We start from the raw sequence: 22,322 nt of genomic DNA, 5'->3' as shown, positions 1-22,322 counted from the left end.
GCGACGGTTCTAAACCGTCCTGAGCCCCTTAGAACGCGCTGGTTGATGTGCCTTCGCGCTCAAGCTGGGCGCGGTCATAGCCGTGAGAGGCCAGGGTCGCGTCGTCCAGCGACAGCAGGTAGCCGTTGACATAACGACGTGCCTGGATAGAGCGAGCTTCAATCATGCGGTCGAAAGCGCGGCGCATGAAGCTGCCGCCAGCGCGGGTCGAAGTGGTCGTTTTCATGGTCATTGTGATCAATCCCATTTGAAGGTTAAGAGCTTCCCTAGGGAGAACGTCTTTTTCTTGTGTGACCCCTATATGCGCTTTTGTCGGAGCCGCAGGTAGGCCTTGCAGCGCATGACAGCCTTGCACTGTTCGCATATGCGAAAGAAATTGCTGCGGTGCGAAATTTGAGGAAAATAATGCTGCTGAAACAATTCAAGCGGAAAAAATATCCAGCTTGATCCCGTGCGGCCGCGAAATTATCTTGCGGCCATGTTCCAGACTTTTGACGATCTCAGTGATCCTTCCTGTGGCGCGCCGCATGTGGCGCTCCTCAGAGCCGAACTCTCCCGCCGTGGTCTTGACGGCTTTCTCGTGCCGCGCGCCGACGCGCATCAGGGCGAATATGTACCGCCGCACGATTGCCGGCTGCAATGGCTGACCGGATTTACCGGGTCTGCGGGCACGGCAGCGGTTCTGGGAGAGGATGCGGCCATTTTCGTTGACGGCCGTTACACCATCCAGGTCCGGGATCAGGTCGACATGGCGGTGTTTCCGGCGCGCCATCTGATCAATGAACCTGTGACCGACTGGCTTGCCGAGCGGCTGCAGCCGGGGCAGAAGCTCGGCATCGATGCCATGCTGCATACAGTGCGCGAGGTTCGCCGGTTGGAGGACATCTGCGAGGCGGCTGGTGCCACGCTTGTCAAGCTGAACGATAACCCCGTCGACAGCGTCTGGAAGGACCGGCCGGAACCGCCGCTCGGTCAGGTTTCGCTCTATCCGGTGGAGCTTGCCGGACGCGCGTCAAAGGACAAGATTGCCGAAATCCAGTCGGCTCTTGGCGAGAAGAAGGCTGATGCCTGTGTGCTGACGCAGCCGGATTCGATTGCCTGGCTGTTCAACATCCGCGGGTCCGACGTCACGCATACGCCGCTGCCGCTGTCTTTTGCCACCGTTCCGGCAGAAGGCAAACCGTCTCTCTTTATAGATGGCCGCAAGCTGTCCAATTCCGTTCGCGACGTACTTGCCGACCTGACTGACCTCAGCGAGCCGACCGAGTTCAAGCCAGGGCTGGAGGCGCTCGGCAAGGCGGGTGCCCGGGTGATGATCGATCCGGCCCTTGCGGGGATCGGCATTGCAGATGCCATTACAGAGGCGGGCGGGACGCTGCTGGAAGCACAGGATCCTGTCCTGTTGCCGAAGGCGATCAAGAACGAAACGGAACTGAAGGGCGCGCGCACCGCACATATCCGCGATGCCGCGGCATTCGTGAATTTCCTGTGCTGGTTCGATGACGTTGCTCCAAAGGGCGATCTCGATGAAATCAGCGCCGCCGAGAAGCTTGAAGAGTTCCGGCGGGACACCGGGGTCCTGAAGGATATTTCCTTCGATACGATTTCCGGTGCAGGCCCGAACGGAGCGATCTGCCACTACAGGGTCAGCCGGTCCAGCAATCTGAAGATCCCGGTTGGCAAACCGTTCCTGATCGATTCGGGGGCGCAATATGAAGATGGCACCACCGACATCACCCGCACGCTTGCAGTCGGTGAGGTGAGCGCTGAAATGAAGAAGCACTACACGCTGGTGCTGAAAGGCCATATCGCCATCTCCACTGCAAAATTCCCGGAAGGCACCACCGGAGCCCAGCTCGATACGCTTGCGCGGATCGACCTTTGGAAGGCGGGTCTTGATTTCGACCACGGCACCGGTCACGGCGTCGGGGCGTACCTCGGCGTTCACGAGGGGCCTCAACGCATTTCGAAAACCGGCACCGTACCGCTGAAACCGGGCATGATCCTGTCGAATGAGCCGGGCTACTATCCGGCCGGCGAATACGGTATCCGGATTGAAAATCTGGAAATCGTGACCCCGGCGCGGGATCTGCCGGGCGGGGAACGGCCGATGCTCGGATTCGAGACCATCACCCTTGTGCCGATGGATTTGCGGCTGATTGAGCCCGCACTGCTGACAGCCGCCGAAAGGGACTGGCTGAACCGCTACCATGAAAAGGTTCGCAACGAGATCGGCCCGCTGGTGGGGGCGAAAGAGCGGATCTGGCTGGAACAGGCGACAAAAGCGATCTAAAAGACGCAGGAGGCCGGTTTGGACCGGCCTCTCTGTTTCGAATTCTTCTTTATCGAGCTGAGGTTTTTCAATGCGCGCCGCGGATGTTCTCAAGATGCCGCTCTATGCTGCCGAGCTGGCAACCGGGGCCAAATCGTTTCGGGACAACCCGCTGATCGGCAGCCGCCGGCTGAACGAAGCGGGTTTGCACGCCAAGCGCATCCTGCTTGCGGAAAAGATGGCCGACGCGCGTCGCCGCAGGCTGGAGCATCTCCTGCCGGAAGCCGATCGCGAGGCCTATGCGAGAGACGGCTTCATCGCCACCCGGGACGTATTGCCGGAAGCCGAACTGGCGGCGCTGCGCAAGGAAGTTGAAACAACGCGGTTCGACGCCTGGGACATGCGCCAGGGCAATGCGGTCACGCGTTTCATTCCGCTGCCGCCAAGTGTTCTGGCGGATCTGCCTCACCTCAAAGCATTCGTCTGGAGCAAGCCGTTTCAGAACGGACTGCGGTATGTCGGGTCGACCAACGGCGATCCTTTGGTCTATCTGCACATCGTCATGACCAATCCGGACACCAAGCGGCGGGCGGATCCCCAAACCGCGTTCCACTCCGATACGTTCCATCAGACGGCAAAATCGTGGTTCTTCCTCTATGACATCGACGATGCCGAGGGACCCTTCACCTATATTCCCGGCTCGCACCGCCTGACGCCGGAACGGCTGGAGTGGGAACGCGAACAGAGCCTGTCTGCCTGCGGCGACAAGAACACGCTGCATGCGCGTGGTTCCTTCCGGCTTGCGCCTGAGGAGCTGGAACGGCTGAAATATCCTGAGCCGGTACGCTTCGCGGTTCCTGGCAACACGCTTGTCGTTGCCGATACGCACGGCTTCCATGCCCGTGCCACCAGCAAACGGCCGTCGGTCCGGGTCGGTATCTACGGTTCGTTGCGGCGGAACCCGTTTTTGCCGTGGGCCGGTCTCGATCCGTTTGATCTGCCGGGAATCCGAGGGCGGCAGGCCCGGTTCTACATGGCGCAAAAGGATCTGCAATTCCGCCTGAAGGGAAAGACCTCCCATAGATATGCCGGGAAGATCCTGGCTACCGAACCTTCAAAATTCTGATCGGGCCGGGGGGGCTGGCTGAGGCGCAGTCTGCCGCCCGTCCTTAATGATGTTCTTCTTCGTTGGCCTTGATCAAGGCCTCGTTGAAGTGATTGAGCGCCCGCACGTGACGCGCCTGCCCGATGATACGGGTCGCATCCCCCTTGCTGACGACCGGCAGCAAGGCTTCACCGCAGGAATCGAAGCTTTTCAGTGCGCTTTCCAGCGAGTCGGTCTCATGCAGATAATTGCCGTCCTCGCCAGGCCGGAAAACCCGGTCTTCCTCGTTGGCAGGGGGAGGGTCCATGAAGTCCTTCACCTTCACCGTTTCGCCCAGAAAGCGGTGAATGCCATCGTTCACGAAATAACCGCGCAATCCGAGCAGCCAATGGAAATAGGATTTTCCATGCACAGCCTGGGTCAGGCCGGTCGCGATCGAGACGGTCAGCAGCAGGGCGATGGAGAGCGTGTAGCCGCCGGTCAGTTCGAACACGATCATGGTCGTTGAAAAAGGCGCCCCAAGGACGGCGGCGGCAACGGCACCCATGCCCAGAATTGCGTAAAGGCCTTCGCTTGAAGCCAGTTCGGGAAAGACCGAGGCAGCAATCAGCCCGAAGGACCCGCCGGTCATCGCACCGAGATAGAGCGAGGGCGAAAAGATGCCGCCGCCAAAGCGGGAGGCGAGCGTTATCGCGGTTGCCACCGTTTTGGCAATGAGCAGCGCGAGCAGCATCATCAGCGGGAGCTGGTCTTTCAGGGCGGCATCCGTGGTCTCGTAGCCGACGCCGAGAACATCGGGAAAGACCAGCGCAATCAACCCGACCAGGAAGCCTCCGGAGACGGGTCTCAGCCAGACGGGCATCGAGATGTTGCGTGCAAACCAGTCCGTGCCGATCAATGCGAACTGGAACAGGATTGCCACAAGAGCGGAAACCATGCCGAGGAGGGCGAATGCCGGAAATTCCCAGTAGGAGGTGATCTGGTGTCCCGGGATCACGAAGGCGGCGACATCGCCGAACCAGAGCCGGGAAAACACGGTGCCCGTGACGGCTGCAATGGCAATCGGCGAAATCGCCGACATGGCGTAGTGCCCGAGAATGACCTCATGGGCGAACAAGACCCCCGCGATGGGCGCGTTGAACGAGGCCGAGACCGCGCTGGCAACGCCGCAGGCCAGCAGAATGCGATGGGCGGAGTCAGGGAGTTGAAACAGGCGGCCGACCGAAGCGCCGATGGTTGCTCCCAGATGCACGACAGGGCCTTCGCGTCCGGCACTTGCGCCGAAGCCCAGCGACAAGGCGGTGATGAGGGCCGACGAAATGCCCGGCCAGAACGGCAGTCCGCGCCCACCCTTTACCCTTGCCTCGATCACATCAGCCACACTGAAGGTTCTCTGCATCGGCTGCATGTACTGAAGCAGCAGGCCGACAAGCAGACCGCCGATGGTGGGGCCGGCGACGATCACATACCATGGCAAGGTCGCTGCGGCGCTGACGACACGTTCCGTCGCCGTACCGAGCCAGGGCAGTTGCACCAGGCTGATGATCTCGCGGAAAACAATGGCCGCCCAGGAGACGAAGCTGCCGATCAGAAGGGCCAGCAGCCAGACGATGTGGCTTTTCTGGCGGAGAAAGTCTCTGACATTGAGCCCGATCCCTGAGAAAAGCCTGGCGACGCCGGACCGGATGGCAGGAAAGAGCACGGAAAAGAAGTTCAGTCGATCTGGCATTTGGTCGGCGGGACTCACCTGGAAACAAGAGCCAATCTGGCACAGGAGGCCATATTAAGGAGGAACCGCTCCACTTCATCGACAAAATCAAAAAAATTGAGCTTGTCCCTTGATTTTCATGTGTTCAGGTTTAAGGAGGGGGCGTCGAAGCCTTGGGCCACGTTGCCGTTACGGTCGCCTAGACCGGTTGTTAGAGGCTCCGGCAATCGCCATAGTTTGCCCTCTCAGCCAAAAAGTGTTGGCCTGCCATGTCCGTTGTTGAACCGTCCGATACCCAGCCACTGTCCAGTGATGGGACTGCCGACGCGAGAAAAGAACGCGTATTTTCTGTTCCATTGCTGTGTCTTGTTGCGTTCTTTATCGGGATCGTTGCAGCCATAGGAGCGGTATTCTTCCGATATCTTATTTCGATCGTTCACAACCTTTTCTATTACGGCAAATTTTCGACCGTCTATGACGCAAACCAGTTCGCTGATCCGAGCCCTCTCGGCGCCCTGGTCATTCTGGTCCCCGTCATCGGCGGGCTGATCGTGGTTTTTCTGGTCCGGACCTTCGCGCCCGAAGCCAAGGGCCATGGTGTGCCGGAGGTCATGTTCGCGATTTACCACAAGAAGGGCGACGTGCGTGGCGTCGTGGCGCTGGTCAAATCCTTTGCGTCGGCGATTTCCATCGGTACGGGGGCATCTGTCGGTCGAGAGGGGCCCATCATCCAGATCGGCGCTTCCTTCGGTTCAACGATCGCCCGGGCGCTGCATCTGCCGAGATGGCAGAAAATCACGCTGCTGTCAGCTGGCGCCGGGGCGGGGATCGCGGCAACCTTCAACACGCCGCTCGGCGGTGTGCTGTTTGCGGTCGAAATGCTCTTGCCGGAAGTCAGCAACCGAACCTTCCTGCCGGTGGTTGTTGCCACCGCAACGGCGACCTATGCCGGCCGCATTGCCTTCGGTCTGGATCCCGCCTTTATCGTACCGATCTCCGCGGAAGAGGCAATTGAGGCTATCGACCCCATCCAGCTTGGCGCCTATGCACTGCTGGGCGTGCTGGCGGGCATCGCGTCCTGGGCTTTCATCCGCACGCTTGCATGGTGTGAGGATCTGTTCCCCAAGCTTCCGGGCAATGATTACACCCAGAACATCATCGGCATGCTGATCATCGGCACGCTGAGCTATGCACTGATGCTGACCACCGGTCACTACCATACGGCCGGTGTCGGATATGCCACGATCCAGGATATCCTCAATTCGACGCCGTATACGCTCGTTCTGCTGGCTGTTCTTTTCATCGCAAAGATCATCGCGACATCCATCAGCCTCGGCGCAGGGGCATCCGGCGGCGTGTTCTCGCCCTCACTCTTCATCGGCGCGACTTTGGGGGGCATGGTCGGTGTCCTGTGTTCACACCTCTTCCCCGACAGCGGCTTCACGGCGGTGGAATTCGCCCTTGTGGGCATGGGGGCTCTCGTGGGCGGGGCAACCGGTGCATCGATGACTGCCATCGTGATGATCTTCGAGATGACCCGCGATTATAACGTCATCGTGCCGCTGGTTCTGGCGGTCGCGATTGCGGTCGGTATCCGGCGCTGGCTGATCAAGGACAACATCTATACCGTCAAGCTGCGCCACCGCGGCAAACCGATCCCGCTGAACCGGCACACCAACATGTATCTGGTGCAGCCGATCAAGGAAGTGATGGCAAAGAACTTCGTGATCCTGCCGCTCGACACGCCGATCCAGGAAGCCATTTCCGCCGTCAGTGCCGATGGGGCTTCCCACATCATCGCGTCCGATGGGGCCCGCATCGCCGGTTTCGTGCGCCTTGGCACAATTCCGTATCAGGCCGACCGTTTTGCAGGGCAGACCCTGCGCGCGGTCCTCTCGAGCGACTTCGTGGTTGCTCCGGCGACCAACATCATGAACTCGGTGATTACCCGCATGAACAACCGTAGTCGCAGTTGCGCGATCATCGTCTCCGGCGATGGCCGCATTCCGCGTCCTGACGATGTGGTCGGTGTTGTCGATTCCGCCGAAATTGCCGGCGTCGTTGTATCCAACCACTACGGCTGAGGCCGTCGGTCATGCCTTGAGCCCGTGGAGCGGTTTCCCGCTCCACGGGCTTTTTTGCGCCGATCAACTGCTTTGGCTCCTCACCCTAAGGCTTCTTGCGGATTTCGATATAGCGTCCGGCACGTTCCGGTCGCGGCAAGGCTCGATGGGCCTCCGACAGGGCTGTGAGATTGGCTGTGATGTCCTCCGGCCAGGGAGCAACCTTGCGGGCCTTCATGTCGACGTGAAGACTGAGTTGCTCGGATGTCGCCGACAGCCAGCCTTCTTCCGCGTGGCGCAGTTCCTGATAGAAATGGGCACGCTTGGCGTCGAAATCGACAAGCTGAAGCGTTGCGATCACCGGCATGCCGGCGCTGAGTTCGCGCACGTAGCAGACATGCACTTCCGCGGTGAAATACGACGCGTCGCGGGTCTTTACATAATCGGGGCCAAGGCCGAGACGCAGAAAGACCTCATCGACGGCGGTATCGAACAGGACATTGTAGTAGGCCATATTCAGGTGGCCGTTGTAATCGATCCAGTCCTCCCTGACCGTCATGATTTCGCTTTCCACCGGCTTTGCGTCCCAAGTCACCTTTTCACTCCTCCTTGCGCCATTGTGTCCAACCTTGCGGGAAATACCCATTAGGCTTTGACCTTTCGGGCCGGGGCTAACATATTCGGTTTTTTACCGCGCAGACAAAGGCGCGGCCCTAGGAGGAAAGAAAATGCCGGAATTGGCAAGCGCGCCGGATGCAGCGCAAGTTCTTGAAAAGAATAGCGGGATTGGCGCTGCCATCGAGAAGTTGACGGATCTGTTCAAGGATCGTTGCTCCACGTCCATGGCCTTGCGAGAACAGCACGGCCACACCACCACCTGGCTGAAGAATCAGCCGCCCGACGCTGTCGTTTTTGCCGAGACGACCGAGGAAGTCGCCGAAGCGGTGAAGATCTGCGCGGCTCACAAGGTGCCGGTAATCGCGTTCGGAACAGGTTCATCGCTTGAAGGTCATGTGAATGCGCCGTTCGGCGGTGTTTCCATCGACGTGTCGCGCATGAACAATATTCTGGAAGTCAACGCACAGGACCTGGACTGCCGCGTCGAGGCGGGCGTAACGCGCAAGCAGCTCAACAGCTTCATCCGCGACACCGGCCTGTTCTTTCCGATTGATCCGGGTGCGGACGCCAGCATCGGCGGCATGGCGGCTACCCGTGCGTCGGGCACCAATGCCGTTCGCTACGGCACAATGAAGGACGCTGTCCTCGGCCTCACCGTGGTGACGGCGGACGGACGCATCATCAAGACAGGCGGAAGAGCGAAAAAGTCCTCGGCCGGCTATGATCTGACCCGGCTTTTTGTCGGCTCGGAAGGCACCCTCGGCATCATCACGGAGGTGACCCTGCGCCTCAATGGTCAGCCGGAAGCCATTTCCGGTGGCGTCTGCCCGTTCCCGGATGTCGCGTCCGCCTGCAATGCGGTGATCATGACCATCCAGATGGGGCTGCCTGTTGCGCGTATCGAACTTCTGGACGAGGTTCAGGTGCGCGGCTGCAACGCCTATTCCAAGCTGGATCTGCCTGAAACCCCGACGCTTTTCCTGGAGTTCCACGGATCTGAGGCCGGCGTTCAGGAGCAATCCGAAACCTTTTCCGCAATTGCCGAGGAATTTGGCGGCGGGCCATTCAAATGGGCAACGGGGGCGGAAGAGCGGACAAAGCTCTGGGCCGCGCGGCACGACGCCTATTGGGCCGGCAAGGCGTTGAAGCCCGATGCCAGCATCATGGTGACCGACGTCTGCGTGCCGATCTCGCGTCTTGCCGATTGCGTTGCAGCGACGGCCGAGGATATCCGCAACGAAGGCTTTCTTGCGCCAATCGTCGGCCATGTGGGCGACGGCAACTTCCATGTCCAGATCCTGGTCAATCTGGACGATCCGGACGAAAAACAGCGGACGGAAGACTTCGTCGGACGGCTTGCGCTGAGAGCGATTGAAATGGGCGGAACCTGCACCGGCGAACATGGCGTCGGCCAGGGCAAGCAGAAATACATGGCCAAGGAACATGGCGAAGCGCTTGACGTGATGCGCGCTATCAAACAGGCGCTTGATCCTGACAATTTGATGAATCCCGGCAAGATCCTGCCGCAGTCATGATATTGTATCGAATCAGTTCAATAAGCTCGTTTTACTCCGCCGGGCGCCGCAATGCGGCGCTCCGGCCAGCGCCGGTAATCCCGTGTTTGCACTGCAGCAAGGATCGGCTACATCTATCCGGTACGATTTCCGGTGACTTTGGAGAACAAGGAGACAAGGCCTGAACTCCGTCTACATCACGTTGGGTGTAACAGTCATTCTGGTGCTGGTGGCAGCGCTGGTCGGGCCGTTCTTTATCGACTGGACCGTTTATCGGTCGACCTTCGAAAGCTACGCAGAGCGCGCGCTGGGGCACAAGGTGACTGTGCTGGGCGAGGCGGACCTGCGTCTTCTGCCCGCACCCTCCATCAGTTTTTCCGACGTTCGCGTCGGCGGCGCGGAAGATCCGCTTCTGGTTGTGTCGCGCTTCGATATGCGGATCGAGCTGCCGTCGCTGCTGAAGGGCGAAATTCGCGTTCTGGATATGGAACTCGACCGCCCGCATCTGGCACTTTCGCTGGATGAAGCAGGTCGTCTGGACTGGCTCACCGCCATGACCTCGAACGGTGCCATCGCCAAACTGGCACCGGATGATCTGACCTTCGAAAACGTCACGATCCGCGACGGGGCATTGACGATTGTCGATGCGCGGTCCGGAGAGATCAACAGGATCGACAACGGCAACCTCGTCGTGTCCGCACGCTCGCTTGCCGGGCCGTTCCGGGCCGCGGGCAGCCTCACGCTCAACGGTGCACCCTATACGGTCAGTCTGGCGACAGGCCGCGCCCAGGAAGATGCCGGGCTGCGCGTGAAGGGGGACGTGACGCCGACCAACCGACCGGTCAGTTTCGCTTTCGACGGCCAGCTTCAGGTTGCCGACGCAGCGCCCGAATTCGATGGCCGCTTCACCATCGCCTCGGTCGCGCTGGAAGAAAACGATCCGAACATGTGGCAGGCCGAGGGGCAGTTCACTGCCGATATCGCCGAGGTCGCCGTTCCCGAATTCGAATTCCGTTATGGACCTGAAGACCGGCGTTTAAGCATGACCGGCAATGCGGATCTGGTTTACGCCGGTGACAAACGGTTCGAAATCCGCGCGAAGTCGAAGCAGGTCGATCTGGACAGGTTGCTTGGCGGCGGGCCGCAGTCGCCGGTGGATATCAACGAAGCGGCAAAGCGGCTGATCGCGGCCCTTCGCGTGGTACCGCTGCCGTCCATCGACGGCGCCGTTTCCATGGATGTCCCGGCGCTGGTCGCCGGTGGCGGCATCATCCAGAATGTCCGTCTGGATCTTGAAACCATGCTGGGTGGCTGGCGCGTGGCCCGCCTAGCCGGACGCCTGCCTGGCCGCACGACGGTGGCGACCCAGGGCGATCTCGGTCTCGAGCCGTCTTTGACCTATCGCGGCGCGGTCTCGATCAGTTCCGATCAGCCAGGTTCGCTGCTGAGCTGGTGGCGGAAGAAGGAAACCGGTGTCGGCACCATCGATCCGGTGAGCCTGGAGGGGCGCCTGAACCTCGTGTCCGAAGGCGCGGCGCTGGACAATCTGCGGCTGACCATTGCCGGGTCCGAAGCCCGTGGCGGCCTGGCTTATCGCATTCCCCGCAGCGGCAATTCGGAGTTCTCGCTTTCGCTGGAAGCGGATCGGCTCGATCTCGATCAGATCGAAAACATGGCTGCCCTGCTTCACCCGCAAGCGGGCGCGGCCGGGGAACCGGAAGATCCCAAGGGCCTCGATGTGTCCATACGCCTGCGTGCCAAGCAGGTGGTCGCGCGCGGTGTCGAAGGTGAAGGTCTGGCGCTGGAAGCGGAATATTCGGACGGCGGAGTACGGATCGACAGGCTGTTTGCGGCCGATCTTGCAGGTGCGCGGCTCGATGTCTCCGGCGATATCCGCAATCTCTTTTCGGCGCCCGAAGGGGCTGTGTCCGGTACGCTCGATGCGCGGGACCTGAGCGGTCTTGTGGCATTGGCTGGCGGATTGTTTCCTGAAACCGTGTTCGCAGAGCGGCTGGAGCGTGCGGCCGCGAGCCTTGTGCCTGCCAGGTTCGATGCCGAGTTGAAGGCTGCGGCAGCAGGCGAGGCAACGGACATGACGCTGCGCCTCGATGGCAGCGCGGGCGGGGCGGACACTGCCATCAATGCGGAACTCAAGGGCCGTGTCGATCAATGGCACGAAGCGGAAATTGCTGTCGGCGTGGAACTGAAGGGCCCGGACGGCGGCAGACTTCTGCAACAGCTCGGCTTTGACGTCATTCCGGTGGAAGCTGCCGGCAACGGCCATCTGGCGCTGAATGTTGCCGGCATTCCGGCCAAGGGGCTTACAACGCGCCTTGCCACCGAAATCGGTGGCTCCAAGGTGGAAGCCGACGGCACCTTGACCCTGAAGAAGGATGAAGCGCCGGAATACCTGATTGCCGTGGACGCAGAAACCGCCGATCTTGGGCCGCTGGCCCTGATGGCCGGGCGGGTTCTGCCGATCATGAGCGGCAGGATTCCGGCAGCGCTTTCGGTTGATCTGGAAGGCGTCGGCAGCTCGCTGGCGGTCAGCAGGGCTGAAGGCTCGCTCGGCGCGACCTCATTCGAGGGCCGTCTAGAAGGTGATCTGGAACCGGCGCCGGGTGAACGCAACAGACGGTTCTCCGGTGAGATGACGGTTTCAGAGGCTGATCTGCGCACCATGACGGAACTCGTGCTTGGCCCGGACCAGTGGTTCTCGGCGGGGGACGGTTCCAGTATGTGGCCGACAACCCCGTTCGGCTCGCCGCTTCTGGATGGTCTGGACCTGACCTTGCAGCTCAAGGCAGACAGGATGCTGCTGGATGAGGGAACGGCAATCACCAATCCCAGTGCCGAGCTGCGGGTTTCGCCGAGCCTGTTCCGCCTCGACGGTCTGAAGGGAGCCTTTGCAGGTGGTCAGCTTGACGGCAGTCTTTCGATCCGCAGAACGGAAGCGGAGGCAGCGGCGTCCGGCCGGGTCAAACTCGACAATGCCGACTTGAGGCAGGTGTCCTGGCGGCCGGACAACAGGGCAGTCGCCTCCGGCACGCTAGACCTTTATCTGGAGTTCGAAGGGGCAGGGCGGTCGATCTCGGCCATCGTGACCGGCCTCAACGGCGGCGGCACGTTCTCGATGGAAAATGGGGACTTCCGGGGCCTCAATCCGCAAGCCTTCCCGCTGGTGACCCGCGCAGTGGACGCGGGACTGGACCTTCAGGACGACAAGATCCGCGATGTTTTCGTCAGCCACATGGCTGCGGGCAGCCTGCCGTTCAAACGCGTTGACGGCACGTTGACACTGGTCGGCGGACGATTGAGCGCACGCAACGTTGTCGTCGATGCCGAAAAGGCAGAGATCTTCGGCAGCGCCGAGGTGGACCTTGCCAACTACGATCTTGATGCGGATTTCTCTTTGAAGGTGGATCCCGGCGAGGATGCAGTGACCGGTGCAGAGCCACAGGTCGGGCTTCTGTTCGAAGGGCCTGTAGAAGCACCGGAACGCCGCATCGATATAGCGCCTTTCACCGCTTATCTCACGCTGCGGGCATTTGAGCGGGAAGTCGAGCGCGTTGAGAAACTTCAGGCAGAAATCCTGGAGCGGGACCGCCTTGTTCGGGAGTTGAAAAACCAGCGGGAAGGGGATGCCCGGCGGAAGCGTGAAGCCGCACGTGCCGCCGAGGAAGAGCAGCTCCAGCTGGAACAGGTGCCGTCCGGAGACGGCAGCCAGCCTCAGGCAGATCCCGACAAACAGGAAAACTCTGCCCTGCCGCCAAAGACCGACGATGCGCCGCGCAGGGAAACCCGCGCCGCGCCGCCGCCTGTGCCGACGCCAGCTCCTGCACCGGCCCCCTTTGCCGAGCGCATTCGAGCTGTGCTGGAATCTCCGGACCTGGAAGACCTGACGGCAGCGCCAGACACCGCTCCGGCCACCACTCCTTCAAATGGCCTGCCACCTCTGGATCCGCCCGTCTCCATTGAAGACCTGCTGACACGCGATGTCGGTGCACCACTGGTCCTGCCCGGGGCGCAATGACAGGCCTGTACGACGAGCCTTCGCTCGTCGATATTGGGCAGGTGTTGCCTGACGCCAATTGAACGGTGATCCGAAAAGAAGCTGCCAGTCGTTTTCACTCAAAGTTTCAGCAACCTCTCCTCATCCTGAGGAAGGCCGATAGGCCTGTCTCGAAGGATGGGCCGCTTGCTCAGAATGTGTCGCCATCCTTCGAGACGCGCGCAAGCGCGCTCCTCAGGATGAGGGAGATGTGTGTTGCAAAGGTGGCAAGAGGGCTGAAGCTCAGAGGCGGTCCGGGCATTTCCAACAGCGCTCTGGGGCACTCCAGAAACAGGGGGGCTGCAATGTGATTGTCAGCCGTTCATCCCTCCGAAAGCAGACCAGCATCCGCTTGCACCCGTTTCAAGGCCCAGACCCTGACTGCCGAAGACAGCGGGTCTTCCGGGTCGCGGTTGTCGTCGATCTCGGCGATCAGACCGGCGAGAGATTTGTGTGTGGCATCGGCATGGGCGTCGACCACGTCCCAGAACTCCGGTTCCAGCGCCAGACTGGTGCGGTGGCCGTGAAGGGACAGGGAGCGTTTGAGCAGAGCCATTGGCGGTCAGTCGCCGTTGCCGGAAGGCTTTGGGACTTGAAGATTCTGGCCGGAAGACTCCAGAGCGGATTTGTCTGTGTCGGATGTTTCAGAACCGGAGTGTTCAGCACTCAGTCCGTCAGGCTTTTCCAGCAGATGGCCGTCGACATGAGCTTCCAGGGTTTCCCGGCGCTGGCGGGCGGCGTCGCGTTCGGCTTTGGACCGGCCATATTTGCGCCGGTTGTCCTCGGCGGTCTTGTCCTTGTCCTCACGCTTCTTCTGCTTGCGCGCCATGCGCAGATTGATGATCTCCGCGCTCATGGGAAAGGCTCCCGATCTCAGGTCTTCTTGCGGAATGCGTCCAGGGAAACGACTTCGCCGCCACCGTCACTGTTTTCAGTGGCCTGAGCGGAAGGTTTGGTCTTCGGTTCGGCTGAGGCTGCTTCCCGGTCACCGTTGCCATCGTCCTGCTTGGCTTCGTTGTCGCTATGCTCCTGCTCGGCCCTGGCAAGTTCTTCAACGGCTTCCAGCAGTTCTTCCGGCAGTTCTTCAGCCGTCTTGCCAGGATCGAACTCCAGCGCGAACTGGACGGACGGATCGAAGAATCCCTTGATGGCGGAGAAAGGCACCAGCAGTTTTTCCGGCACGCCGCCGAAGGACAGGCCAACTTCGAACGCATGTTCGCCGATGGCAAGATCCCAGAACTGGTGCTGCAGCACGATGGTCATTTCCTGCGGGTAGCGTTCCTTGAGCCGCTGGGAAATGCGTACGCCCGGGGCATTGGTGTCGAACGCGATGTAGAAGTGGTGGTCTCCGGGCAGCCCGGTACGACCGACTTCGGCAAGTATTTTCTTCACCGCTCCACGCAGCGCGTCCTGGATCAGAATATCGTATCGCAGAAGGTCTTCAGACATCGGGTTTCGTCGAATCTCGCTGGAAAAGTCCACTATCAGGAGCACATTGACGGGCCGAGATCAAAAAGAAAAGGCTCTTTTCCAAGTGAACCCAGATTAATGTGCGCAACCGGGCAATGATCGCTCGCTGCTCCTGCAAGCTATTTAGGACGGTTCAAATACATGGGAAGACCAAGTGGAGGCTTCTGTTGCCAGGTGCCTCCGAACCCCGCCCGTGAGTGCTACCTCAAAGGACTTAGTGGACTACCGGCGCAGCGTTACGCTGCGACAGCGTTGTCCATAGCATAGTTGTCATTTGCAACTATTAAGAAAGCCCGATAACGGTGGTACAATGCCGAGCAAAAGCACAGTCTTTACGCCCTCGTCGATCCTATTTCGCCCCCGCCGAAACCCATGGAGTTTCTGAAGCTTAGCTTCATGGGCTTGGGTGGAGGCGCCGGGTACCGCCCCCGGGTCCGATAGGTTTATTTCACTGACCATTTATTGCCATAGCTGGCGAACCAGCAGCCCTGATATAAGGTCTTCGGTCTTGAATTGAAAGAGGCTTCTGGCAATCCGTTTCGTTTGCCGGCTTGGCTCATGGCCATTCTTCCACAGTTCGCCCAAGTTGGGGAAAGTGCAGGGAAGGGGCTGTCTTTTCGGGAAAATCTGCCAAGTTAACCTCAAACTCCAGATCTCACGACCGCGAAGGCTTCCGCCGTGCAGCAATATCTCGATCTCTTGTCAAAAATCCTGGACGAAGGCGTTGACCGGGGCGACAGAACCGGAACGGGCACGCGCTCGATCTTCGGCCACCAGATGCGCTTCGATCTTTCGCAAGGCTTTCCCTGCACAACGACCAAGAAGCTGCACCTCAAGTCGATCATCCACGAGCTGCTGTGGTTCCTGGCAGGCGATACCAACATCCGGTATCTGAAGGAAAACGGCGTGAAGATCTGGGACGACTGGGCAGATGAGAATGGCAATCTCGGCCCGGTCTACGGCTACCAGTGGCGGTCCTGGCCGGCGCCGGACGGGCGGTCCATCGACCAGATCGCCAATCTCCTGAAAATGATCCGGACCAACCCGGAAAGCCGGCGGCTGATCGTCTCGGCCTGGAACCCGGCTCTGGTCGACGACATGGCCCTGCCGCCGTGCCATTCGCTGTTTCAGTTTTACGTGGCCAACGGCAAGCTCTCCTGCCAGCTCTACCAGCGCTCGGCGGACGTTTTCCTGGGCGTGCCCTTCAACATCGCCTCCTATGCGCTTTTGACCATGATGGTGGCGCAGGTGACCGGCCTGAAACCCGGCGACTTCGTGCACACCTTCGGTGATGCGCATCTTTATGCCAATCACTTTGATCAGGCACGCGAACAGCTCACGCGCTCGCCGCGGCCCTTGCCGGAAATGAAGATCAACCCGGAGGTCACCGATCTGTTTGCCTTCAAGTTCGAGGACTTCGAACTGACCGGTTACGATCCGCTTCCGCATATCGCGGCACCGATTGCGGTCTGACCATTTAAGCCACTTCGAACCACGTCATCATGCCGGAGGCGGCATGGCCCAGCATGTGGCAATGGATCAGCCACTTACCGGGATTGTCCGCAACAAAGGCGATCTTGACAGTCTCGCGCGGTTGGCTTGTGAAGGTGTCACGCCAGTCCGGGTGCTCCAGTTGCGTGCCGTCGCGCTCGATCACCCGAAAATGGTGACCATGCAGATGGACCGCATGGGGGAAGGCCGTGTCGTTGCGGCTTTCCAGAAGGATCGTGTCGCCGCGTGTTGCGGAAAACATCGGATCCCCGTCCATTCCGGCGACGCCATTGAAGGCCCAGAAGAGGCCTTCTGACATCATCTGGTGCATGTCCATCTCGACGCCGTTTCTCATCATGGATCGCATTCCGCCCATGGCTCCTCCCGCCATCACCAGCGGCAGTTCCCAGGAGGAACTCAGATCGGGTTCCGGCAGTTGGTTCGGCGGTGGCAGAACCAGTGCAAGATCTTCGCTGTCGGTTTCCGAGACGATGAAGTTGGCGAAAGTGAACGGCTTGCCGGTCATCATCTCGAACGGCAACTTGCCGGTTTCCTCAGGTCGGAGCACCAGGTCCATGCGCTGTGCCGGGGCCAGTTGCACGGTTCCCTCAATCTCTCGTGCGGTATCAAGGGCCTGGCCGTCCAGGCCGATCAGCCTGGCGCCGAACCGGGCCGGGGCGAGGTCGAGAATGCGCGCGGTTGAGGCGTTGATCAGGCGCAGCCGGTGCCAGCGGTCCTTCTTCAACGCAATGTCCGGCATCGAGATGCCGTTGATGGTCAGCCAGTTGCCCAGCCTTCCGGCATGGGCGAAATCATGCATGGCGCCAAAGCTGGCGGTTTCCAGAGTGCCGTTTTCGTCCAGTCGCCAATCATTGAGGATCAGCGTGATATCGCAGTCCGGATCGAAAGTTGGTTCGTCATCCTCGACGATCAAGGCGCCAGCGAGGCCGCGGGGCACCTGATTCCAGCTCATGTTGTGGGCATGGTACCAATAGGTGCCTGCATCGGGTGCGACAAAGTCGTAGTCGAAGCTGTCTCCGGGGGCGACGGCAGGCTGGGTGAGGCCGGCAACACCGTCCATGGCATTGTCGATGCGGATGCCGTGCCAGTGGACCGAGGTCGGTTCCTCAAGGTTGTTGGTGAAACGCACTCTGACGCGTTCGCCGCGTTTGACCCGGATCTGCGGACCGGGCAGCCGATCATTATAGAGCCAGAGGTTGGAGAGGCCGCCGTCCTTGCCGTAAAGACGGGCCTGTCCCTTGACTGCGGCAAGATCAAAAAAGCCGTCTTCGGTTTTTGCCAGGGCAAAGACGGGTGACAGGGCAGCCACGCATCCGGCTGCAGATGCTTTCAAGAACGCGCGCCGATCCATCTGGCCAGCTTCCTCACACTGATTTTCTTAATCGGAATATGGTGGTTCCAGTTGGTGGAAGGTCAAGCGTCGACTGTTGGATAATATGCGCCAAATAGTGCTCGCATTTGGCGATAAAACTGCCGACACTTCCCACAGGTTTTGAACAAGGGGTCCGCTCATGAATTCCGGCGCCGGTCTGTCGCTTTCACCTCACGCAGCCGCGGCCGAGCGCCGCGGGTTCGGCACCTCCCTGGGACGCAAGCTCTGCGCCGGTGTCGAAGCGGGTCTGCTGCCGCATCTTCATGCGGTGCTTGCGGAGCGGGGTGGTGAAACCGTTCTGGAAAGCTATGGCAAGGGGCAGGACGAAAACTGGGGGCGCCCGATCGGGGAGGTGACGTTCGGTGCCGAAACCCTTCACGACCTGCGCTCTGTCACCAAATCCATTGTCAGCCTGCTTTACGGCATCGCGCTGGAGCGGGGAGAGGTGCCGAGGCTGGATACGCCGATCCTGGAGCTCTTTCCCGAATATGCCGATCTTGCCGGCGACCCTAAACGGATGGATCGGACCGTGGAGCACGCCTTGACCATGTCGCTCGGCATGGAGTGGGACGAGACCCGGCCATACACCGATCCGCAAAATAGCGAGATCGCCATGGAAATGGCCCCGGACAGATACCGCTACATTCTGGAGCGGCCGATGGTGGACGAACCGGGCAGCCGGTGGATCTACAGCGGAGGGGCGACCGCCCTAGTGGGGGAGATCCTGCAACGGGGGACGCGGCAGAAGCTTGCCGACTATGCGAGCGAGCGTTTGTTCGCGCCGCTTGGAGTAACGCAGTTCGACTGGTCGGTCGGACGGGACGGAACACATTCCCCGGCGTCCGGGCTGAGGCTGACCGCACCGGACCTGCTCAAGATTGGACGCCTGGTTCTCAACAATGGAATCTGGGAAGGCAAGGAGATCATTCCCGAGGCCTGGCTGCGGGCATCGCTGAAACCGATCATCGAAACAAGCGAAGGGCCGGGATATGGCTATTTCTGGTTCTGTGGCCAGGCGCCGGTACCGGCATTCAGCGGGCCGGTGCCCTGGTTCGCCGGCTTCGGCAACGGCGGCCAGCGGCTCTGGCTGTGCCCAAAGGCAGATGTCGCGGCCGTCATCTACTCCGGCAATTACAATGACTGGACTGCCTGGATCCCGCCGACCCGGGTCTGGAGCGAGATCATTCTGGCCAATTTGCGGGAAGCGTAGCCTCGCCTGATAATGTCGAAGCCAAGACGACCTCATCCTGAGGAGCGAGCCTGCTCGCGTCTCGAAGGATGGGCCCACGCACAGAATATGCCGCCCATCCTTCGAGACAGCGCTGCGCGCTTCCTCAGGATGAGGGGGAGGTTAAGTTAGGCGTGCATGCTGGTTGCACTGATCGTCCATGCGGGCGAAAGCTCGAAGGAAATTCACCCCTGCCGATGCGCCTCCAGGAAGTCCCGGTACCACAGGGCACTGTTCTTCAGCGTGCGGACCTGGGTGTCGTAATCCACGTGAACGATGCCGAAGCGCATTCTATAGCCTTCGGCCCACTCGAAATTGTCCATCAGGCTCCAGAGGAAATAGCCCTGCACGGGCACCCCAGCCTCGTGTGCATCGGCGATGGCGCCGAAATGTCTTTCCAGGTAGTCGATCCGTCGCTGATCGTTGACGACGCCGTCCTTCGGTTCGTCGTTATAGCAGGCACCGTTTTCGGTGATGTAGCAATCCGGTAGGGGGTAACGCGTGTCGAGATCCTTCAGGAGGTCCGACAGGCCCTTTTCATGGACTTCCCAGCCGATATCGGTCAGTTCTGGGCCGGGAACCGGCGGCACCGTCTCGGCCATCGGATAGACCGCGCCGACATGGGTGTCTGCTCTCACGCGTAGCGGCGTGTAGTAGTTGAGCCCCCACCAGTCGAGAGGCTGATGAATGGTCTTCAGATCACCGTCGCGAATGTCCATGTGTTGGCCGAAGGCGTCGAGCACATCCGCCGGATAGCTTCCCTGGAACATCGGTTCAAAGAAAATGCCGTTGTTGAACTGGAAGGCGCGCTCTGCCGCTTGTCTGTCCTGCGGCGCGTCGCTGGCCGGATAGACGGAATGCGCGTTGATGACGATGCCCATCGGCAGATCCGGTTTCACCGAGCGGGTAGCCTGAACGCCAAGTCCGTGCGCCAGATTCAGCGTGTGCACGCTCGCCGCGAAGGCTTCGACGCTTTTTTCGCCGGGGGCATGAATGCCGTAAAGGTGGCTGAGATGGCAGATGCACCAGGGCTCGTTGATGGTCGCCAGTGCATCCATCCGGTCGCCGAGCCGTCTGACAACAAGCTCAGTGTAGTCCGCAAAGGCTTCCGCCGTGCTGCGGGCTGTCCAGCCGCCGTCGCCCGCCAGGGTCAGAGGCAGGTCCCAGTGATAAAGCGTCGGATAGACCTTCAGACCGCGCGCGACCATGCCGTCGATCAGCCGGTCATAGAAGTCGAGGCCCTTTTCGTTCACCGGGCCACGGCCATCCGGAAGAATGCGCGGCCAGGCGATGGAGAAGCGATAGGCGTCGACGCCGAGCGACTTGATCAGATCGAGATCGCTTTCCCACAGGTGATAGTGATCGCAGGCAATATCGCCCGAATGCCCCTGATAAACACGCCCGGGCATCTTGGAAAAGGCATCCCAGATGCTGGGCTTGCGGCCGTCTTCACGGGGGGCGCCTTCGATCTGATAGGCGGCGGTTGCAACACCGAACAGGAAATCGCCGGGAAAACGGAGTGCGAGGTCTTTGGGAGATGCCATGGGAACTCATCTTGAGCAAGAACACGATTGGGAAGGTCATAGGTCTCAAAGCGCTTTGGATCAAGTGATTTCATCATGTGCCCAACGATCTTGCTCTCCGTCCTGCCTGTCAGCCTGGAGGCGCGTGAAGGCTCATCAGCCAGCCCCAAAACGGCAGGGCCGGTTCGATCGCCTCTGCTATCGCCTCATGGCCGTCCGGCCCCTGCACCGAGCCGATGTCCCGCAGGTCGCGCCAGACGGCGAGGCCTTTGTGGCGGGCAAGATCCTTGCGTGGGTGATTGGCCGGAAAACCGCGTGGAGGTTTGGCAAGATCAGGCTCGGACAGGTCAAAGCCGGCGTCAGTCACCTGGCCGATCAGGCGTTCAATGTCCTCGCCTTCCCGTGCCTCCAGCCTTTGCAGATAGGTCCCGAGAACCGGTTTTGAAAACTGCATGCAGCCTGTGCCGGTTCGCACGTGATCGCTTTCCACGGACAGAAAGAAGCTCGGCGGCTGTGCGTCCTTGCCCTGGAATGCAGCTCCGTTCGGCCAGAAGGCCATGCGGATATGGGGGTTATAGGGTGTCTTGTCTTTGGAAAAACGCAGATCCCGGTTCATGCGGAACTGTTTTGAGGTGAGGTCATGCTTGCTGAGCCGGGAGAGGCTATCGGCCAGGCTTTCGCGCACTGCCTCGGCAGGCTCCTTGATGAAGCGCTGATAATCGGTCTTGTGCGCTTCGAACCATTCTCTGGAGTTGTTGGCGGCGAGCTCTTCCAGAAAGCGGAAGGTTTCGGGCCGGAAGCCGGAGGCGCTCATTTCGCGGTCCTTCCGGGCTTCGGTGTTTTGGGCTTTTCAGTCTTTGTTTTTGCTGGCTTGGGTGGCAGAGCGCTGACATAGGATCTTGCCATCTCGATCCAGCTTTTCAGATCGTCGTCACTTTCAATTCCCTCCGGCTCTACCCGGATGAAGCCGGGCATGGGCCGGTCTCCCATCCTGCAAACCGAGGCAAAGGGCCTTGCGACCGCCTCGGCCTGTTGCTCGGTGCCGACGCGCGCCATCAGTCCGCGTCTGGAGGCGCAAACCAGCATGTTGCCGTCGATCATGAAGCAGGTGGAGCCGAACATGCGTTTCTGCTCGACATTGTCGTCCGGGATCAGTGCGCGTGTGCGCTCGATCAGGACAGTTTCCATCAGGTTGGACATTGCCAAGGCCTCCTGGTTGTGTGGATCCAGTCTCCAGGACGTTTCAACGGTCGGTCATCCGACAGCCTGAACGGAAAAAATGCCTGGGGTTTTTCATGGCTCCCGTTTCCATGCTAGGAGGCAATGATTGAATTTAAAATCGGATTCGGAGATGTCCTTGCCGGAACTTGTCTTGATTGCCGCGGTGGCGCGAAACGGGATCATCGGAGCCGACAATGACATGCCCTGGCGGTTGCCGTCGGATCTGAAGTCCTTCAAGCGGCTGACGCTTGGAAAGCCGGTGATCATGGGACGCAAGACCTTTCTGTCCTTTGGCGGCAAACCGTTGCCGGGGCGTCCGCATGTGATCGTTTCCAGAAATCCCGATTATGCCCCGGAAGGGGCGGAAGCAGTGACGTCCCTTGAAGAGGCGTTGCAGCGGGGAGAGGAACTGGCGGCGGGGCTCGGTGTCGATCAGGTCATGTGTATTGGTGGCGGACAGCTATACGCGCAGGCAATCGGCAGTGCGGACCGCCTTGAGATCACCGAAGTGGATGCCGAGCCGGCAGGAGACACCCGTTTTCCGGATATCGACCCGGCCGTCTGGCAGGAGGTCCGTCGTGAGCCGGGCGTGCGCACCGAACGCGACAGCACCGATTTCACCTTCGTTACCTACCGCCGCAAGGCATAAGATACCGGACCCGATA

General features: G+C 60.3%; 18 protein-coding genes and 1 other RNA gene. 8 read left to right on the top strand and 11 right to left on the bottom strand.

The window, feature by feature from the left end:
- Window positions 1-28: 28 nt before the first annotated feature.
- On the bottom strand, window positions 29-232 hold the full coding sequence (locus tag V1T76_RS07935; RefSeq protein WP_051990144.1) for a hypothetical protein: 204 nt from the start codon (window positions 230-232) through the stop codon (window positions 29-31).
- A gap of 246 nt (window positions 233-478) precedes the next feature.
- Between V1T76_RS07935 and V1T76_RS07930 the strand changes: the two genes are divergently transcribed.
- Window positions 479-2,293, top strand: coding sequence for an aminopeptidase P family protein (locus V1T76_RS07930; RefSeq protein WP_330560114.1), 1,815 nt, complete (start codon window positions 479-481; stop codon window positions 2,291-2,293).
- 70 nt (window positions 2,294-2,363) lie between these two features.
- Window positions 2,364-3,398 carry a phytanoyl-CoA dioxygenase family protein gene (locus tag V1T76_RS07925; protein ID WP_330560113.1) on the top strand — a complete coding sequence of 345 codons (1,035 nt, stop codon included), beginning with the start codon at window positions 2,364-2,366 and terminating at the stop codon, window positions 3,396-3,398.
- Window positions 3,399-3,441: 43 nt separating this feature from the next.
- Here the strand turns inward: V1T76_RS07925 and V1T76_RS07920 are convergent, their stop codons facing one another.
- Entirely contained in the window at window positions 3,442-5,106 is a 1,665-nt protein-coding gene (locus tag V1T76_RS07920; RefSeq protein ID WP_330560112.1) for a chloride channel protein, read from the bottom strand.
- A gap of 248 nt (window positions 5,107-5,354) precedes the next feature.
- Between V1T76_RS07920 and V1T76_RS07915 the strand changes: the two genes are divergently transcribed.
- A complete protein-coding gene (locus V1T76_RS07915; RefSeq protein ID WP_330560111.1) occupies window positions 5,355-7,169 on the top strand; it encodes a chloride channel protein in 1,815 nt (604 codons plus the stop codon).
- An 85-nt stretch (window positions 7,170-7,254) separates the two neighbouring features.
- Here the strand turns inward: V1T76_RS07915 and V1T76_RS07910 are convergent, their stop codons facing one another.
- On the bottom strand, window positions 7,255-7,794 hold the full coding sequence (locus tag V1T76_RS07910; protein WP_442970093.1) for a thioesterase family protein: 540 nt from the start codon (window positions 7,792-7,794) through the stop codon (window positions 7,255-7,257).
- 82 nt (window positions 7,795-7,876) lie between these two features.
- Between V1T76_RS07910 and V1T76_RS07905 the strand changes: the two genes are divergently transcribed.
- Window positions 7,877-9,301: an FAD-binding oxidoreductase gene (locus tag V1T76_RS07905; protein WP_330560110.1), complete on the top strand. Its 1,425-nt coding sequence runs from the start codon at window positions 7,877-7,879 to the stop codon at window positions 9,299-9,301.
- 181 nt (window positions 9,302-9,482) lie between these two features.
- A complete protein-coding gene (locus V1T76_RS07900; protein ID WP_330560109.1) occupies window positions 9,483-13,313 on the top strand; it encodes an AsmA family protein in 3,831 nt (1,276 codons plus the stop codon).
- A gap of 340 nt (window positions 13,314-13,653) precedes the next feature.
- On the opposite strand, the gene V1T76_RS07895 is transcribed toward V1T76_RS07900, so the two are convergent.
- The 4 genes from V1T76_RS07895 to ssrA form a co-directional block, all read right to left on the bottom strand.
- Complete coding sequence (locus tag V1T76_RS07895) at window positions 13,654-13,887, bottom strand: ribbon-helix-helix domain-containing protein (RefSeq protein ID WP_330560108.1); 234 nt, start codon at window positions 13,885-13,887, stop codon at window positions 13,654-13,656.
- 6 nt (window positions 13,888-13,893) lie between these two features.
- The gene (locus V1T76_RS07890) at window positions 13,894-14,187 is read right to left on the bottom strand and encodes a DUF4169 family protein (RefSeq protein WP_330560107.1); all 294 of its coding nucleotides are present in this window, start codon (window positions 14,185-14,187) and stop codon (window positions 13,894-13,896) included.
- A gap of 17 nt (window positions 14,188-14,204) precedes the next feature.
- The gene (locus tag V1T76_RS07885) at window positions 14,205-14,780 is read right to left on the bottom strand and encodes an SspB family protein (protein WP_330560106.1); all 576 of its coding nucleotides are present in this window, start codon (window positions 14,778-14,780) and stop codon (window positions 14,205-14,207) included.
- 174 nt (window positions 14,781-14,954) lie between these two features.
- Window positions 14,955-15,324, bottom strand: a transfer-messenger RNA (tmRNA) gene (gene ssrA, locus V1T76_RS07880).
- A gap of 155 nt (window positions 15,325-15,479) precedes the next feature.
- On the opposite strand from ssrA, the gene V1T76_RS07875 reads away from it, so the two are divergent.
- Window positions 15,480-16,274, top strand: coding sequence for a thymidylate synthase (locus tag V1T76_RS07875; protein ID WP_330560105.1), 795 nt, complete (start codon window positions 15,480-15,482; stop codon window positions 16,272-16,274).
- 4 nt (window positions 16,275-16,278) lie between these two features.
- Here the strand turns inward: V1T76_RS07875 and V1T76_RS07870 are convergent, their stop codons facing one another.
- A complete protein-coding gene (locus V1T76_RS07870; RefSeq protein ID WP_330560104.1) occupies window positions 16,279-17,646 on the bottom strand; it encodes a multicopper oxidase family protein in 1,368 nt (455 codons plus the stop codon).
- Window positions 17,647-17,824: 178 nt separating this feature from the next.
- Between V1T76_RS07870 and V1T76_RS07865 the strand changes: the two genes are divergently transcribed.
- A complete protein-coding gene (locus tag V1T76_RS07865) occupies window positions 17,825-18,895 on the top strand; it encodes a serine hydrolase domain-containing protein (protein ID WP_330560103.1) in 1,071 nt (356 codons plus the stop codon).
- Window positions 18,896-19,098: 203 nt separating this feature from the next.
- Here V1T76_RS07865 and V1T76_RS07860 read toward each other — a convergent pair whose 3' ends face one another.
- From V1T76_RS07860 to V1T76_RS07850, 3 genes are all read right to left on the bottom strand, one after another.
- The gene (locus V1T76_RS07860) at window positions 19,099-20,457 is read right to left on the bottom strand and encodes a GH1 family beta-glucosidase (protein ID WP_330560102.1); all 1,359 of its coding nucleotides are present in this window, start codon (window positions 20,455-20,457) and stop codon (window positions 19,099-19,101) included.
- A 109-nt stretch (window positions 20,458-20,566) separates the two neighbouring features.
- Window positions 20,567-21,250 carry a DUF2461 domain-containing protein gene (locus V1T76_RS07855; protein WP_330560101.1) on the bottom strand — a complete coding sequence of 228 codons (684 nt, stop codon included), beginning with the start codon at window positions 21,248-21,250 and terminating at the stop codon, window positions 20,567-20,569.
- Window positions 21,247-21,636, bottom strand: coding sequence for a TfoX/Sxy family protein (locus V1T76_RS07850; protein WP_330560100.1), 390 nt, complete (start codon window positions 21,634-21,636; stop codon window positions 21,247-21,249). Before V1T76_RS07850 ends, V1T76_RS07855 begins: the two co-directional genes overlap by 4 nt.
- 151 nt (window positions 21,637-21,787) lie before the next feature.
- On the opposite strand from V1T76_RS07850, the gene V1T76_RS07845 reads away from it, so the two are divergent.
- The gene (locus V1T76_RS07845; RefSeq protein ID WP_330560230.1) at window positions 21,788-22,306 is read left to right on the top strand and encodes a dihydrofolate reductase; all 519 of its coding nucleotides are present in this window, start codon (window positions 21,788-21,790) and stop codon (window positions 22,304-22,306) included.
- Window positions 22,307-22,322 lie beyond the last annotated feature (16 nt).

Origin of the sequence: Roseibium sp. FZY0029, from assembly GCF_036350355.1 — a bacterium.
Classification (GTDB): Bacteria; Pseudomonadota; Alphaproteobacteria; order Rhizobiales; family Stappiaceae; genus Roseibium.
The sequence above is the reverse complement of the archived record's forward strand: the minus strand, read 5'-3'. Positions and strand labels throughout refer to the sequence as shown.